This window comes from Streptomyces sp. 130, from assembly GCF_007096885.1.
GTDB lineage: Bacteria > Actinomycetota > Actinomycetes > Streptomycetales > Streptomycetaceae > Streptomyces.
Map to the genome: position 1 here is coordinate 30,635 of NZ_VJNO01000007.1, position 14,425 is coordinate 45,059.

Sequence of the window (14,425 nt, forward strand, 5' to 3'; positions counted from 1 at the left end):
GCCCGGAGCTCACGCCCCTCGTACGTGCGGGGGCGCGGCCGGGAAGTCGGCAGGTCTTCGTCGGTGCGGGCGGTGCGTCCGGGCGCGCAGGCGGTGCGCGTACGTCATCGCGCACATCGCCCGACTCCGCCCTGTCCGCTCCCGACCGCGCCGCTCCCGACGCGCCCGCCCTCCTTCGCGAAGGTGGAGAAGGCGTCGATGCCCATCAGAAGTCCCATTCCGCGTCGTCGTCCGCGGCCGGCGGCTCCTCGGCGGTGGCGAACGCGGTGCCCGCCATGCCCGCCGAGAGGGTGGTGCCGTCCGCCGGGTCGATCAGCAGGAAGGAACCGGTGCGGCGCGAGTCGGCGTACGCGTCGAGCGCCAGCGGCTCGGCGGTCCGGATCACGACCCGGCCGATGTCGTTGGCGACCAGCTGGCCCGGGGCCGGGTGCTGTGAGAGGTCGTCCAGGGTCAGCCGCGAGGGGATGTCCTTGACGATGGCCTTGACCGTGCGCGTGGTGTGCTTGAGCAGCACCCGCCGCCCCACGGTGAGCGCTTCGTCCGCGACGTGGCAGACGGTCGCCTCGACGTCCTGGGTGACGGCCGGCGCGTCGTCCACCGGCGCGATGAGGTCACCGCGCGAGACGTCGATGTCGTCCGCCAGGCGCAGGGTCACCGACTGGGGCGCCCAGGCGATGTCCACGGGCTCCCCGAGCAGGTCGATGCCCTCGATCGTGGAGGTGCGGCCCGAGGGCAGCACGGCCACGGACTCGCCGACCCGGAACGCCCCGGCGGCGATCTGGCCCGCGTAGCCCCGGTAGTCGGGGTACTCCGCGGTCTGCGGCCGGATCACGTACTGGACCGGGAAGCGGGCGTGGCAGCCGGTCAGGTCGTGGCTGACCGGGACGGTCTCCAGATGCTCCAGGACCGTCGGACCGCCGTACCAGTCCATGTGCGCGGAGGGCTCCACGACGTTGTCGCCGGCCAGCGCGGAGATCGGGATCGCGGTGATCTCGGGGACCCCGAGGGAGGCCGCGTACGCGGTGAACTCCTCGGCTATGGCGGCGAACACCGGCTCCGCGTAGCCCACCAGGTCCATCTTGTTGACGGCCAGGACGACGTGCGGGACGCGCAGCAGGGCGGCGACGGCGGCGTGCCGGCGGGTCTGCTCGACCACCCCGTTGCGGGCGTCGACCAGGACCACGGCCAGCTCGGCCGTGGAGGCGCCGGTGACCATGTTGCGGGTGTACTGCACATGGCCCGGCGTGTCGGCGAGGATGAACCGGCGCCGGGGCGTCGCGAAGTAGCGGTAGGCGACATCGATGGTGATGCCCTGCTCGCGCTCGGCGCGCAGCCCGTCGGTCAGCAGCGCCAGGTCGGGAGCCTCCTGGCCCCGGTTGCGCGAGGCGTGCTCGACGGCCTCCAGCTGGTCGGTGAGGACCGACTTGGAGTCGTGCAGCAGGCGCCCCACGAGGGTGGACTTGCCGTCGTCCACCGACCCGGCGGTGGCGAAGCGCAGCAGGGTGGTGGCGCTCAACTGCTCAGCTGTGGTGGTCATTTAGAAGTACCCCTCGCGCTTGCGGTCTTCCATCGCGGCCTCGGACATCTTGTCGTCGGCGCGGGTGGCGCCCCGTTCGGTGAGCCGGGAGGCGGCGATCTCGGTGATCACGGCGTCCAGCGTGGTCGCGTCGGAGTCGACGGCGCCGGTGCAGGACATGTCGCCGACCGTGCGGTAGCGCACCTGACGGGTCTCGGTCCTCTCGTGCTCCTTGGGCCCGCCCCAGTCGCCCGCGGTCAGCCACATGCCGGAGCGGTTGAAGACCTCGCGCTCGTGGGCGAAGTAGATGGACGGGAGCTCGATGCCCTCGCGCTGGATGTACTGCCAGACGTCCAGCTCGGTCCAGTTGGAGATCGGGAAGACCCGGACGTGCTCACCGGGCGCGTGCCGGCCGTTGTAGAGCTGCCACAGCTCGGGGCGCTGGCGGCGCGGGTCCCACTGGGAGAACTCGTCGCGCAGCGAGAAGACCCGCTCCTTGGCGCGCGCCTTCTCCTCGTCGCGCCGCCCGCCGCCGAACACCGCGTCGAAGCGGTGCTGCTGGATCGCCTCGGTCAGCGGCACGGTCTGGAGCGGGTTGCGGGTGCCGTCGGGGCGCTCGCGGAGCTTGCCGGCGTCGATGTACTCCTGCACGGAGGCGACGTGCAGCCGCAGCCCGTGCTCGGCGACCACGCGGTCGCGGTACGCCAGCACCTCGGGGAAGTTGTGCCCGGTGTCCACGTGCAGCAGGGCGAACGGCACCGGCGCGGGCGCGAACGCCTTCAGCGCCAGGTGCAGCATCAGGATCGAGTCCTTGCCGCCCGAGAACAGGATGACCGGCCGCTCGAACTCGCCCGCCACCTCGCGGAAGATGTGCACCGCCTCGGACTCCAGCGAGTCCAGGTGGCTCAGCGCGTACGGATGGTCGGTGCCCTCTTGCACAGTCGCGACGGTCGTCACGCCGCACCCCTCTCGCTCAGCAGCGCGTACAGCTCCGCCGCGGACTCCTGCACGGTCTGGCGGTGCGACTCGATCCGCAGATCGGGTGACTCGGGAGCCTCGTAGGGGTCGTCCACCCCGGTGAGCCCGCTGATCTCGCCCGCCGCCTGCTTGGCGTAAAGCCCCTTCACATCGCGCTCGGAGCACACCTCGACCGGAGTGGCGACGTGCACCTCCAGATAGGCGGTGCCCTCGGCCTGGTGCCGTTTGCGGACGGCGTCCCTGCTGTCCGCGTAAGGGGCGATGACCGGGACCAGCACCTTGACGCCGTTGGCCGCCAGCAGCTCGGCGACGAAGCCGATCCGCTGCACGTTGGTGTGCCGGTCCTCGCGCGAGAAGCCGAGGCCCGCCGAGAGGAACTCGCGGATCTCGTCGCCGTCGAGCACCTCCACGCGGTGGCCCTCGGCGCGCAGCCGCCCGGCGAGCTCATAGGCGATGGTGGTCTTGCCGGCGCTCGGCAGACCGGTCAGCCAGACGGTGGCCCCCGTCTCCGTCACGCTCATCGAAGTCTCCTGATCAGTCGTCATCAGCCGTGCAGCCCGCACTCGGTCTTGCCGCGCCCGGCCCAGCGGCCGGCCCGGGCGTCCTCGCCCTCCAGCACCCGGCGGGTGCAGGGCGCGCAGCCCACGGAGGCGTAACCGTCCATCAGCAGCGGGTTGGTGAGCACCCCGTGCTCGGCGACGTAGGCGTCCACGTCGTCCTGGGTCCAGCGGGCGATCGGCGAGACCTTCACCTTCCGGCGCTTCTCGTCCCAGCCGACCACCGGGGTGTTCGCCCGGGTCGGGGACTCGTCGCGGCGCAGCCCCGTCGCCCAGGCGGCGTACGCGGTCAGTCCCTCTTCCAGGGGCTTGACCTTGCGCAGCCCGCAGCAGAGGTCGGGGTCGCGGTCGTGCAGCTTCGGCCCGTACTCGGCGTCCTGCTCGGCCACCGTCTGACGCGGTGTCAGCGTGATCACGTTCACGTCCATCACGGCGTCCACCGCGTCCCGCGTCCCGATGGTCTCCTCGAAGTGGTAGCCGGTGTCGAGGAACACCACGTCGACGCCCGGCATCACCCGGGAGGCGAGGTGGGCGACGACCGCGTCCTCCATCGAGGAGGTGACGCAGAACCGGGGGCCGAAGGTGTCCGCGGCCCACCTGAGGATGTCGAGCGCGTCGGCGTCCTCCAGCTCGCGTCCGGCCCGCTCGGCGAGCTCCCGCAGCTCCTCGTCGGTGAGCGAGTCAATCTTCTGAGTGACCGTCATATCCCGTCCCCTCCAACATCGTTGGGCGCCAGTCCCCGGCTCAGCAGGCCCAGGAACTTCAGCTGGAACGCGCGATTGCAGGCGGCGCATTCCCACGCCCCGTGCCCGGCCTCGTGCGGGCGCAGGTCCTCGTCGCCGCAGTACGGGCAGTGGAACGGCGCGGCACGCTCGCTCATGACAGCGACTCCGCACTGGCGCGGGCCGCCCAGGTGGCGAAGCGCTCGTCGGCCTCGCGCTCCTGAAGGTAACGGCCGATGACCCGCTCGACGTAGTCCGGCAGCTCCTGCGAGGTGACCTTCAGCCCGCGCACCTTGCGGCCGAAGCCGGCGTCCAGGCCGAGCGCGCCGCCCAAGTGGACCTGGTAGCCCTCCACCTGGTCGCCGTTCCCGTCCAGGACGAGCTGGCCCTTGAGGCCGATGTCCGCGGTCTGGATGCGGGCGCAGGCGTTGGGGCAGCCGTTGATGTTGATGGTCAGGGGCTCGTCGAAGTCGGGGAGCCTGCGCTCCAGTTCCTCGATGAGGGAGGCGCCGCGCGCCTTCGTCTCCACGATCGCGAGCTTGCAGTACTCGATGCCGGTGCAGGCCATCGTGCCGCGCCGGAAGGTGGACGGCTTCACCTGGAAGCCGAGCGATTCCAGACCGGCGGACAGCGAGTCGACCCGGTCCCGCTCGACGTCGAGGATGATCATCTTCTGCTCGACGGTGGTCCGGACCCGGCCGGAGCCGTGCTCCTCGGCCAGCTCGGCGATCTTGGCGAGGGTCGAGCCGTCGACCCGGCCGACCCGGGGGGCGAAGCCGACGTAGAAACGGCCGTCCTGCTGCGGGTGGACGCCGATGTGGTCGCGCCACCGGCTGCTCGGTTCCGCCGGGGCGGGGCCGTCGAGCAGCGGGCGCTTCAGGTACTCGTCCTCCAGGATCTGGCGGAACTTGGCGACACCCCAGTCGGCGACCAGGAACTTCAGCCGGGCCCGGTTGCGCAGCCGACGGTAGCCGTAGTCCCGGAAGATGCCCACCACGCCGGCCCAGACGTCCGCGACCTCGTCCAGCGGCACCCAGGCGCCGAGGCGTTCGGCGAGCCGGGGGTTGGTGGACAGCCCGCCGCCGACCCAGAGGTCGAAGCCCGGTCCGTGCTCGGGGTGCTCGACGCCCACGAAGGCGATGTCGTTGATCTCGTGGACGACGTCCTGGACCGGCGAGCCGGAGATCGCGGTCTTGAACTTGCGGGGCAGGTTGGAGAATTCGGGGCTGCCGATGTACCGGGCGTGGATCTCCTCCAGGGCCGGTGTGCCGTCGATGATCTCGTCGGCGGCGATGCCCGCCACCGGGGAGCCGATCATCGTACGGGGGCAGTCGCCGCACGCCTCGGTGGTGGAGAGCCCCACGGCCTCCAGCTTCTGCCAGATCGCCGGGACGTCCTCGATGCGGATCCAGTGCATCTGGACGTTCTGCCGGTCGGTGATGTCCGCGCTGCCCCGCGCGTACTCCTGCGAGATCTCACCGATGACGCGCAGCTGCTGGGTGGTCAGCTTCCCGCCGTCGATGCGGACCCGCATCATGAAGTACTTGTCCTCCAGCTCCTCCGGCTCCAGCACCGCGGTCTTGCCGCCGTCGATGCCGGCCTTGCGCTGGGTGTAGAGCCCCCACCAACGCATGCGCCCCCGCAGGTCGTTGGGGTCGATCGAGTCGAATCCGCGCTTGGAGTAGATCGTCTCAATGCGTGTCCGCACGTTGAGACTGTCGTCGTCCTTCTTGAACTGCTCATTGCCGTTGAGCGGGGTGTAGTGCCCCAGGGCCCACTGGCCTTCGCCGCGGTGGCGGCCCACCTTGCGGCGGGGCGCGGCGGGCGCAGGCTTTTCCGGGGTTGCGGCCATGACAGTACGTCCTTCGGGACTGCGGGAGGGCGGCTCTGAACTGCACACTCGCGTGAAGCGCGGCGGTGCGCAGGGCTGGACTGAAGAAAGAAGATCTCGGCGGTGCTGGGACTCTCAGCTCGCCGGACAGATGGCGCTGGACATGCGGCCGAGGTCGACGTGGCGTCGACTCACCAAGGCAATTCCAGTTCCGGACATGACGGAAGCGTGTCACGGGGATCTCGCGGCAGTCCACCACTATCCATGATGTGGACGGCGCAGTCCCGTCTGATGAGACAATGTGGCGCCCGTCACGTGTGTGGCGGGCGCCGGGGCGAAGCGTAAAACCGGACAAGCAAGGGGATTTGCCGCAGAACGCGGAACGCGGAGTCGGGAGCGGGTGTGCGCGGGAGGCGGCTCAGCGGCCGGAGCCCGGCCACGGGCCGGGCGCCGGCACCGGCTCCTCCAGCTCCGTCCGCGTGTCGAACAGCCGGAAGCCCCGCTTCAGGTAGTTGTCCATCGCGTGCGGACCGTCCTTGGAGCAGGTGTGCAGCCAGACCCGCTTCGTCGCCGGCCGCGTCGGCCACCGCTCGGCGAGGTCCCAGGCGCGTGCGGTGCCGTACGACAGCAGGTGACCGCCGATCCGGCGCCCCCGGAAGGCCGGGATCAGCCCGAAGTACATGATCTCGACCACGCCGTCGTCCTGCGGGTCCAGCTCGATGTAGCCCGCCGGCGTGCCGTTCGCGTACGCCACCCAGGTCTCCGCGCCCGGCCGCTCCAGGAACGTTCGCCACTGCTCGTACGTCATGCCGAGGCGGTCCGTCCACCGGACGTCCCCGCCCACCGCCGTGTAGAGGAAGCGGCTGAACTCGGGCAGCGGCACCTCGGACCGCACGATCCGGACCTCCGCGTCCGGCACGGCGGACGGCCGCAGATCGTCGGGGGAGGTCTGCTCCAGGGACCAGATGGTCACCTCTTCGGAGGCCGGTGGCGCGGGACGTACGGGGTCGCTCATGGCAGCCAGACAACCATGCCCCGCGCCTCTCGCCCCACCCGGCCCCCGGTCACCGCGCTCCCGGCTCCTTGCCCGCACGCGCCTCCCGGGCCGCCGCCACCACCGGGGCCTGCGAGCGCGGCAGCAGATCGGCCGGGTGCTCGGGGTGGACCACCTCCACCTCCACGCCCTCGCCGAACCGGTACGGGCGGTGCGCCAGCACCTCGGCCAGATGGCGCCGCAGCCTCGATATCTCCGCCCGGACCGTCACCGTCCTGGTGGCGTCGCCGAACAGGTCCTGCGCCAGCTCGGAGGCCGTACGCCCCTCACGGTGCAGCGCCAGCGCGTACAGCAGCTCGGCGTGGCGCGGCGAGAGTCGCTGGGTCCAGGTCCCCACCGGGCCCACCACGTTCACCGCGAGCGCGCGCGGCCGGCTCAGATCGAGGACCACCCGGCGCGGCGGGCTGTCCATCGCCCCGTCCGCGACCTGGACCAGCCAGCCGCCCGGCAGCGGCTCCACCCGGCACATCCCCAGCGAAGGCAGCCACACCCGGCCCGGCCCCAGCGACTTCGGCAGCGGCAGCCGGTCCACCGGCGGCATCCCCGTCACCGCCGCCGTCCAGCCGTGGCCGTCCACCGCCAGCGCCCGGCCGCCGAGCCGGCTCAGGACCGGGGCGGCCACCGCCCGCAGCCGGTCCACCGCCTCCAGATGGCGCACCCGGATCTCGCTCTCCGCCAGCCGGGCGACCGACCGCACCAGGGCCAGCGTCGTCGGGTGGAACGTGGACGCGGGCCCGCTGATGTCCACGATCCCCATCAGCCGGCCGTCCCGTGGGTCGCGCACCGGGGCCGCCGCGCACGTCCAGCCGTGCAGACTGCGCACGAAGTGCTCCGCCGAGTGCACCTGCACCGGGGCGCGGGCCGCGAGCGCCGTACCGATCGCGTTGGTGCCGGTGATCTCCTCGGACCACGCCGCGCCCTCCGCGAGACAGATGTCGTCGGCCCGGCGCAGCACGGCCGTGTTGCCCTCGCGCCACAGCACCCGGCCCTCCACATCGGTGACGACCATGATCTGCTGCGAGGCGTCCGCGATGCTCGTCAGACCGTCGCTGAGCAGCGGCATCACCTCGCCCAGCGCCGAGCTGCGGCGCCGGTGCTCGATCTCGTCCGCATCCAGCAGCCTGCTGTGCGTCGGCCGCTCCGGATCGAGGCCGCTGCGCAGCACCCGGTCCCAGGAGGCGCCGATCTCGGCCCGGGGCACGGCGGGCAGGCGGCCGCCCGCCATCCGCGCCTCACGGGACCGGTGCACCAGGCGCCTGTCCTGCGCGCTCTCCCGAGCGGCCGGCCGCATCGCCTCGGCCGAAGTCGTCTCCACGCCGGTTCCCCCTCACCCCAGTGCCGGCCCGGTGAACGGGCCGCGCCCCCATCCTGCCGCCGCCCGGGCCGCGGTACCGCAACTCCACACAATGGTTGCAACCCTCTGCAACTCTGGCGGGGGTCCCCGGACCGTACAAGAGTGGCGGAACACCGCACCGCGGGGCCCCGGCCCCCACGTGTGGTGTGTACAGCATGGGGGGTGGTGCCGTGTCGGCGCAGCACCACCCCCCGTCGCTGCATCCGGCCGGTCAGGCCTCCACCGGCCGGGCCCGGGCCACGACCGATGCCAGATCCAGGGTGTCCGGAAGGGTCCCGAACACCGCGCCCCCGTCCCCGCCCAGGCGCGAAGCGCAGAAGGCGTCCGCCACCTCGGGCGGCGCCCAGCGGACCAGCAGCGAGCCCTGGAGCACCAGCGCGACGCGCTCCACCACCCGGCGCGCCCGCGCCTCGATCCCCGCCAGGTCGGCCAGCTCCGTCAGCATGTCCCTGATGGCCGCGTCCAGCCGGTGATCGGCGCCCCGGGCCCGCCCGACCTCCCGGAGGTACGCGTTCAGCGCGAGCGGTTCGTCCCGCAGCACCCGCACCACCTCCAGCGCCTGTACGTTCCCCGCCCCCTCCCCGAGGGAGTTGAGCGGCGCCTCCCGCAGCAGCCGGGGCATCCCCGACTCCTCCACATAGCCGTTGCCGCCCAGGCACTCCAGCGCCTCGCCCACCAGCGGCGCGCACCGCTTGGCCACCCAGTACTTCGCCGCCGGCACCGCGATCCGCAGGAACGCCGCCTCGGTCTCGCCGCCGTCGTCGTACGCCGCCGCGAGCCGCATCGCCAGCACGGTCGCCGCCTCCGACTCCACCGCCAGATCGGCCAGCACGTTGCGCATCAGCGGCTTGTCCACGAGCGGGCCGCCGGACGCGGACCGGTGCGTCGTGTGGTGGACCGCCTGCGCCACCGCCTGCCGCATCAGTGCCGCCGAACCGGTCACGCGGTCCAGCCGGGCCGCCGCCACCATCCCCGCGACCGTGCGGGCGCCCTGCCCCTCCTCGCCGACCCGGCGCGCCCACGTCCCGGCGAACTCGACCTCCGCCGTGGCGTTGGACCGGTTGCCCAGCTTGTCCTTGAGCCGCTGGATCGCGAACGGGTTGCGGGTGCCGTCCGGCAGCACCCGGGGCAGCAGGAAGCAGGTGAGACCGTCGGGGGCCTGCGCGAGGACCAGGAAACCGTCGGACATCGGCGCCGAGCAGAACCACTTGTGCCCGGTCAGCGCGTAGGCGCCGTCCTCGGCCAGCGGCTCGGCGCGCGTGCCGGCCGCCCCCGGGTCCGAGCCGCCCTGCTTCTCCGTCAGGCCGGTCCCGAGCAGCGCCCCCGCCTTCAGCCCCGGGGGCCGCAGCCCCTCCTCGTACACCCGCGAGGTCAGCAGCGGCTCCCACCCGGCGGCCACCTCCGGCTCGGCGCGCAGGGCCGGCACCGCCGCGTGCGTCGTGGAGAGCGGGCAGCCGTGGCCCGCCTCGGCCTGCGTCCACACCAGGAAGCCCGCCGCCCGGCGGACGTGCCCGCCCGGCCGGTCCCATGCGTCGGTCAGCCCCGCCCCCACGGCGTGCCCGAGCAGCCGGTGCCAGGACGGGTGGAAGTCGACCTCGTCGATGCGGTGGCCGTAGCGGTCGTGGGTGCGCAGCCTCGGCGGGTACGCGTTCGCCTCGGTGCCCCAGGACGCGGCCTGCGCGGAGCCGGCCGACCGGCCGAGCGCGGTGAGCCCGTCGCGGGCCTCGTCCAGGACCTCCGGCGGAAGATGACGTTCCACGGCCTCGCCGAGTACCCGGTCCGCACCGAAGACGTCGTAGCCGAGCAGGGGAGGGGGCTGGTTGGACACGGTGTGGGTGGTGGTCGCCATGCCGATACGGTAAGGACGTGCAGGCAGCAGACGAAACACCCGAGCGGCCACCGGGCCGGCTCCACCGGGCCCGAGTGCTCTACCGCAATGTCTCCAAGCGGCAGCTCGCCTGGCAGCTGCTCAAGGACACGGTCAACTCGTGCATGGAGTACCGCATCCTGGGACTCGCGGCCGAGGCCGCGTTCTTCACCCTGCTGTCCCTGCCCCCGCTGCTCCTCGGCCTGATCGGCCTGCTCGGTTACGTGGACGAGTGGACCAGCACCACCACGGTCGCGTCCATCGAGCGCAACATCCTCAGCGCCGCCCACACCATGCTCTCCGAGCGCGGCGTCAACGACTTCGCCAAGCCGCTCCTGGCCGACGTCACGACCGGCGCCCGGCCCGACGTCATCTCCATCGGCTTCGCGATCGCCCTGTGGTCGGGCTCCCGCGCGGTCAACGTCTTCATCGACACGATCACCGTCATGTACGGGCTCGACGGCCAGCGCGGCATCGTCAGGACCCGGATGCTCGCCTTCCTGCTGTACGTGGTGGCGCTCCTGCTCGGCGCGGTCGTGCTGCCGCTGCTCGTGGTCGGCCCGGACCGGGTCGTGGAGCTCATACCGTGGGGCACCGAAGTCATAAGCGTCCTGTACTGGCCGCTGGTGATCGTGCTCTCGGTCGCCTTCCTCACCACCCTCTACCACGTGTCCGTGCCGGTCCGTTCGCCGTGGATCGAGGACATGCCGGGCGCCCTGGTCGCCCTGGCGATGTGGGTGCTCGGCAGCTTCCTGCTCCGGATCTACCTGACCAGCACGGTCGAGGGCCCCACGATCTACGGCTCGCTGGCCGCCCCCATCGCGGTGCTGCTGTGGATCGGCGTCTCCGCCTTCGCGGTGCTGGTGGGCGCCGCCGTCAACGCGGCCATCGACCGGGTCTGGCCCTCGGTGGCGACGGCCGCCGCCCGCGCCGCCAACGACCGGGCGCGCGCCGCCCAGGCCGCCGAGTTCGTGGCCCGCACCCAGGCGGAGAGCTGGCACGGCGGCCCGCCGGCCGACGAGGACGACGAGGACGACGGGGACGAGGGCGACAGCCCGTACATGCCCTCCGAGTTCCCCGAGCGCTGGTCGCGGTTCCTGCCCCCGGACGACGTGAAGTCCCGGCTGCAGAAGCCCGGCCGGGAGAAGGACCCGGACCGGTCCAACCCGTACGACGAGTGAGCGCTCAGCCGTCCGCCGTGGTGCCCTGAGACCCCGGCGACCAGGACAGCTTCACCGTGAGGTGGCCCTCCAGCGCGCTCTTCGCGATCACCGCGCCCGCCTCCGAGGTGATCTTCACGCCGAACTCCAGCTCCACCCCGTCCGGCTTCAGCCGCCCGTCCCGGAACACGGCGAGCGCCGACTCCGCCGCCGACCGGATGCCCTCCAGGGCGCTGTCGAAGGTGCGCCCCGCGCGCGCCAGGGCGTGCTGCCCGTCCCGCGACACCAGCCGCGCCCCCGGGGCGTGACGGTCGACCTCCACGGTCACCGTCGCCCCGTTCTCCGTGGTGAACTCCATCAGTGCCGCCATGACCGCCCCCGTCGCCCGCACGTACGCCGCCGTGTCCGTCTCGACGACACTAGTGGCATGGGCGACAGCTATACAGAGCGCGCGTCGCGACTGGACGGCGCGCGGGTGTGGACCGTGAGCGTCGAGCCGGGCACGGACCATCCGGTGCTGCCCGACGGCTGCATGGACCTGCTGTGGAACGGGGACCGGCTGCTCGTCGCCGGGCCCGACACCCACACCGCGCCGCCCACCGGAACCGGCGGCAGCTGGGCCGGAATCCGCTTCGCCCCCGGCACCGCCCCCGCCCTGCTCGGCGTCCCCGCCGACGCACTGCGCGACCTGCGCGTGCCGCTCGCGGCGCTGTGGCCCGGCGCCCAGGTCCGCCGCCTCACCGAGAGGGTCGCCGAAGCGGCCGACCCGGCCGCCGCCCTGGAGGACATCGCCCTGCACCGGGCGGCCCGCACCGCGCCCCCGGACCCGGCGATGCGGGCGGTCGCCGCGCGGCTGGAGGCGGGCGGCAGCGTCGCGGAGGCCGCCCGCATCGCCGGACTCGGCCCCCGCCAGCTGCACCGCCGCTCGCTGACCGCCTTCGGCTACGGGCCCAAGACCCTCGCCCGGGTGCTGCGCCTCCAGCGCGCCCTGGCGCTCGTACGCTCCGGGCTGCCGTACGCGGACGCGGCACTCGCGGCGGGCTGCGCCGACCAGGCCCATCTGGCGCGGGACATGCGCGACCTGGCCGGCACCACCCTCACCGCGTACTTCGGCCGCTAGGCGTTCTGTCCGGCGGTCTTCGCGGGCCCGCGACGCCGGGCACGCACGCTCGCCGCGCGCCCGCGCCCCCGAGTACGTCCAGTACGGGGGCGACCCGGGCGCACGCCGAGAAGCGGGATCTCCCCTGCCCGAGCGGAGCCGAGAACTCGCGGATGCGCCAGACGCCGCCGGCTGATCCACGAAGCTCCGCCGGACAGCCCCTAAGCGCCGGCCGGCGCGAACAGCGAGACCGCGCAACCGTCCGGGTCGAGGACCACGGCGTACCGCTGCCCCCACACCGCGTCCCACGGCTTCAGGTGGCCCCGGTAGCCGGCGCCGGTCAGGTCCTCGTAGACCGCGTCGACCTCCGCCGGGCCGTCGCAGAGGAACGCGAGCCCGAGCCGGTCCCCGCCGGACGGCGGCGCCCAGTCGGGATCGTAGGAGCGGACGACGTCCTCGGTGTCCCACAGCAGGCGCCCGCCGCCCGGCAGGGTCACCTCCACATGGGGTGCCGACTCCGCGCCCGCCGGGATGTCGAGCCCCAGCCGGCGGTAGAAGGCGAGGGAGGCGGGCAGGTCGGCGGTGGTGAGGGAGATCGCGTCGAGTCGTGGAGTCATGCCCCGACCGTAGGCGGGCCCGCGGCCGGCCGTCTTGTACGAATCGGTCACGGCGCCCCGAGCACATCCCCGGGCGACGTCCCCGGGTCCGTCAGCGCCAGCCCCAGCGCCGCCCGCTCGGTGACCCAGCGCGTCGGGCGGTGGCGCGGGTCGCCCGTCGACGCGTACAGCGCCCGGTGCAGCTCCAGCATCCGGCCCGCGCCGACCCGGTCGCCCCAGGCCAGCGGGCCCACCGGGTAGCCGAGCCCCGCCGTGACGGCCACGTCGATGTCGGCCGGGGCGGCGAGCGCGCGCTCCGCGATGGACGCCGCGACCGACACGACGGAGGCCAGCAGCCGCTGCGCCACCGAGCCCGCCGTGTCCCGGACCACCGACACCGCGAACGGCTCCCCGCCGTCCGCCGCCCGGGCCAGCACCGCGCGGGCGTCCCGCCCCGCCGCCGCGTCCGCCGCCGGGGTCACCGCGAGCACGCGCCGCCGCCCCGCCGCCGGCAGCGGGTCGACGCCGAAGGTGCGCCCGGCGGGCAGCCCGTGCGCGGCGATCGCCGGGGCGACCGGGGTGCCCCAGACCGGGACCAGGACGACCGCCGCGTCCGACGGCCGCGCCCCGCTCTCCACGGCGGCGCCCGCCCCGGCCAGCGCCTCGCGGAGCGCGACCGCTTCGGCCTCCCGCCCGGGGTCCGGGGCGAAGACGTGCACCGGGCGGCCGGCGTCCCCGGTGACCGGCGGCTCCGGCGCGGGCCCGGTGGCCCCGGGGCCGTACGCGTACCAGCCGCGTCCGGTCTTGCGGCCGTGCAGCCCGGCCGCCACCCGGTTCGGGGTGAGGAAGGAGGGGCGGAGCCGGTCCTCGTGACGGAAGCCCTCCCAGATCGAGTCGATGACGGCGGCCGTCACATCGAGCCCGGTCAGGTCCATCAGCTCGAACGGGCCCATCCGCAGCCCCAGCACATCGCGCGCGATCCGGTCGATGTCCGCGGGCTCCCCGACGCTCTCCTCCACGAGCGCCAGCGCCTCCGTCACCAGGCCGCGCCCGGCGTGGTTGACCAGGAAGCCGGGGGTGTCCGCGACCGTCACCGCGCGGTGGCCGCAGCCCTCCACCAGCGAGGTGAGCAGCGGCGGGATCTCCGGCCGGGTCGCCGCGCCGGGCACCACCTCCACGATCCGCATCAGCGGCACCGGGTTGAAGAAGTGCAGCCCGGCCAGGCGCGCCGGGTCCTCCAGCGCGGCGGCGATCCGGGTCACCGACAGCGAGGAGGTGTTGGTGGCGAACACGGCGGAGGCGGGCAGCGCCCGCTCCAGCCGGCCGAACACCTCGGTCTTCGTCGCCAGGTCCTCGCGTACGGCCTCGATCACCAGCTCCACATCGGGGCCCGCCGCCCACGGGTCGTCCAGCGGGACCAGCCGCGCCACGGCCGACTCCGCGTCCGCCGCCGCCATCCGCCCCTTGGCCACGGCCCGGTCCAGCATGGAGCGTACGAAGGCGACGGCGTCCGCCACCGCCTCGGCGCGTACGTCGCACAGCTCGACGGTGTGTCCGGCCGAGGCCGCCCACTGGGCGATGCCACGGCCCATGGCTCCGGCGCCGACGATCCTGATACGCATGCGGGTCACGGTCCTCTCACTGGGGCGGGCCGGGTGCCCGCGCTGCCGACGCTTTCAGCGGCTTTGATC

15 protein-coding genes are annotated in these 14,425 nt (G+C 73.5%); 2 read left to right on the plus strand and 13 right to left on the minus strand.

All coding sequences use genetic code 11. The features are described from left to right. Positions 1 to 205 precede the first annotated feature (205 nt). The 10 genes from FKN01_RS08470 to FKN01_RS08510 all read right to left on the minus strand — a co-directional run bounded on the left by FKN01_RS08470 (position 206) and on the right by FKN01_RS08510 (position 9,861). Positions 206 to 1,537, minus strand: coding sequence for a sulfate adenylyltransferase subunit 1 (locus FKN01_RS08470; RefSeq protein WP_143618088.1), 1,332 nt, complete (start codon positions 1,535 to 1,537; stop codon positions 206 to 208). After that, positions 1,538 to 2,473, minus strand: coding sequence for a sulfate adenylyltransferase subunit CysD (gene cysD, locus FKN01_RS08475; RefSeq protein ID WP_143618090.1), 936 nt, complete (start codon positions 2,471 to 2,473; stop codon positions 1,538 to 1,540). Further along, a complete protein-coding gene (gene cysC, locus FKN01_RS08480) occupies positions 2,470 to 3,015 on the minus strand; it encodes an adenylyl-sulfate kinase (protein WP_018100635.1) in 546 nt (181 codons plus the stop codon). Before cysC ends, cysD begins: the two co-directional genes overlap by 4 nt. Positions 3,016 to 3,038: 23 nt before the next feature. Continuing rightward, positions 3,039 to 3,755: a phosphoadenylyl-sulfate reductase gene (locus tag FKN01_RS08485; protein ID WP_143618092.1), complete on the minus strand. Its 717-nt coding sequence runs from the start codon at positions 3,753 to 3,755 to the stop codon at positions 3,039 to 3,041. After that, complete coding sequence (locus FKN01_RS08490) at positions 3,752 to 3,931, minus strand: hypothetical protein (protein ID WP_143618094.1); 180 nt, start codon at positions 3,929 to 3,931, stop codon at positions 3,752 to 3,754. The genes FKN01_RS08485 and FKN01_RS08490 overlap by 4 nt, the downstream gene beginning before the upstream one ends. Beyond that, positions 3,928 to 5,625, minus strand: a complete 1,698-nt coding sequence (locus FKN01_RS08495) for a nitrite/sulfite reductase (RefSeq protein WP_143618096.1) — start codon at positions 5,623 to 5,625, stop codon at positions 3,928 to 3,930. Before FKN01_RS08495 ends, FKN01_RS08490 begins: the two co-directional genes overlap by 4 nt. A gap of 114 nt (positions 5,626 to 5,739) precedes the next feature. Continuing rightward, a complete protein-coding gene (locus FKN01_RS33520; protein ID WP_309486338.1) occupies positions 5,740 to 5,823 on the minus strand; it encodes a putative leader peptide in 84 nt (27 codons plus the stop codon). Positions 5,824 to 6,022: 199 nt separating this feature from the next. Further along, a complete protein-coding gene (locus tag FKN01_RS08500) occupies positions 6,023 to 6,619 on the minus strand; it encodes a GNAT family N-acetyltransferase (protein WP_143618098.1) in 597 nt (198 codons plus the stop codon). Positions 6,620 to 6,668: 49 nt separating this feature from the next. After that, positions 6,669 to 7,949: a helix-turn-helix domain-containing protein gene (locus FKN01_RS08505; RefSeq protein ID WP_143618416.1), complete on the minus strand. Its 1,281-nt coding sequence runs from the start codon at positions 7,947 to 7,949 to the stop codon at positions 6,669 to 6,671. Positions 7,950 to 8,223: 274 nt separating this feature from the next. After that, positions 8,224 to 9,861: an acyl-CoA dehydrogenase family protein gene (locus FKN01_RS08510; RefSeq protein WP_143618100.1), complete on the minus strand. Its 1,638-nt coding sequence runs from the start codon at positions 9,859 to 9,861 to the stop codon at positions 8,224 to 8,226. A 74-nt stretch (positions 9,862 to 9,935) separates the two neighbouring features. Between FKN01_RS08510 and FKN01_RS08515 the strand changes: the two genes are divergently transcribed. Beyond that, the gene (locus FKN01_RS08515; protein ID WP_143618418.1) at positions 9,936 to 11,060 is read left to right on the plus strand and encodes a YihY/virulence factor BrkB family protein; all 1,125 of its coding nucleotides are present in this window, start codon (positions 9,936 to 9,938) and stop codon (positions 11,058 to 11,060) included. 4 nt (positions 11,061 to 11,064) lie between these two features. Here FKN01_RS08515 and FKN01_RS08520 read toward each other — a convergent pair whose 3' ends face one another. Then, positions 11,065 to 11,409 carry a CU044_2847 family protein gene (locus FKN01_RS08520; protein WP_143618102.1) on the minus strand — a complete coding sequence of 115 codons (345 nt, stop codon included), beginning with the start codon at positions 11,407 to 11,409 and terminating at the stop codon, positions 11,065 to 11,067. A 57-nt stretch (positions 11,410 to 11,466) separates the two neighbouring features. Between FKN01_RS08520 and FKN01_RS08525 the strand changes: the two genes are divergently transcribed. Further along, a complete protein-coding gene (locus tag FKN01_RS08525) occupies positions 11,467 to 12,159 on the plus strand; it encodes a helix-turn-helix domain-containing protein (RefSeq protein WP_143618104.1) in 693 nt (230 codons plus the stop codon). Between the two features lie 200 nt (positions 12,160 to 12,359). Here the strand turns inward: FKN01_RS08525 and FKN01_RS08530 are convergent, their stop codons facing one another. Further along, positions 12,360 to 12,755 (minus strand): VOC family protein, encoded by a 396-nt coding sequence (locus tag FKN01_RS08530; RefSeq protein WP_260696818.1) that lies wholly within the window; start codon positions 12,753 to 12,755, stop codon positions 12,360 to 12,362. A gap of 47 nt (positions 12,756 to 12,802) precedes the next feature. After that, positions 12,803 to 14,356: a 3-hydroxyacyl-CoA dehydrogenase gene (locus FKN01_RS08535; RefSeq protein ID WP_143618108.1), complete on the minus strand. Its 1,554-nt coding sequence runs from the start codon at positions 14,354 to 14,356 to the stop codon at positions 12,803 to 12,805. Positions 14,357 to 14,425: the final 69 nt, after the last annotated feature.

What these genes read in the sequence shown, in the direction of transcription:
- FKN01_RS08525 (WP_143618104.1), top strand. Translation starts at nt 11,467, where the DNA reads ATGGGCGACAGCTATACAGAGCGCGCGTCGCGACTGGACGGCGCGCGG.
- FKN01_RS08490 (WP_143618094.1), bottom strand. Translation starts at nt 3,931, where the DNA reads ATGAGCGAGCGTGCCGCGCCGTTCCACTGCCCGTACTGCGGCGACGAG.
- FKN01_RS08510 (WP_143618100.1), bottom strand. Translation starts at nt 9,861, where the DNA reads ATGGCGACCACCACCCACACCGTGTCCAACCAGCCCCCTCCCCTGCTC.
- FKN01_RS08495 (WP_143618096.1), bottom strand. Translation starts at nt 5,625, where the DNA reads ATGGCCGCAACCCCGGAAAAGCCTGCGCCCGCCGCGCCCCGCCGCAAG.
- FKN01_RS08530 (WP_260696818.1), bottom strand. Translation starts at nt 12,755, where the DNA reads ATGACTCCACGACTCGACGCGATCTCCCTCACCACCGCCGACCTGCCC.
- FKN01_RS08505 (WP_143618416.1), bottom strand. Translation starts at nt 7,949, where the DNA reads ATGCGGCCGGCCGCTCGGGAGAGCGCGCAGGACAGGCGCCTGGTGCAC.
- FKN01_RS08500 (WP_143618098.1), bottom strand. Translation starts at nt 6,619, where the DNA reads ATGAGCGACCCCGTACGTCCCGCGCCACCGGCCTCCGAAGAGGTGACC.
- FKN01_RS33520 (WP_309486338.1), bottom strand. Translation starts at nt 5,823, where the DNA reads ATGTCCGGAACTGGAATTGCCTTGGTGAGTCGACGCCACGTCGACCTC.
- FKN01_RS08520 (WP_143618102.1), bottom strand. Translation starts at nt 11,409, where the DNA reads ATGGCGGCACTGATGGAGTTCACCACGGAGAACGGGGCGACGGTGACC.
- FKN01_RS08535 (WP_143618108.1), bottom strand. Translation starts at nt 14,356, where the DNA reads ATGCGTATCAGGATCGTCGGCGCCGGAGCCATGGGCCGTGGCATCGCC.
- FKN01_RS08485 (WP_143618092.1), bottom strand. Translation starts at nt 3,755, where the DNA reads ATGACGGTCACTCAGAAGATTGACTCGCTCACCGACGAGGAGCTGCGG.
- cysC (WP_018100635.1), bottom strand. Translation starts at nt 3,015, where the DNA reads ATGAGCGTGACGGAGACGGGGGCCACCGTCTGGCTGACCGGTCTGCCG.
- FKN01_RS08470 (WP_143618088.1), bottom strand. Translation starts at nt 1,537, where the DNA reads ATGACCACCACAGCTGAGCAGTTGAGCGCCACCACCCTGCTGCGCTTC.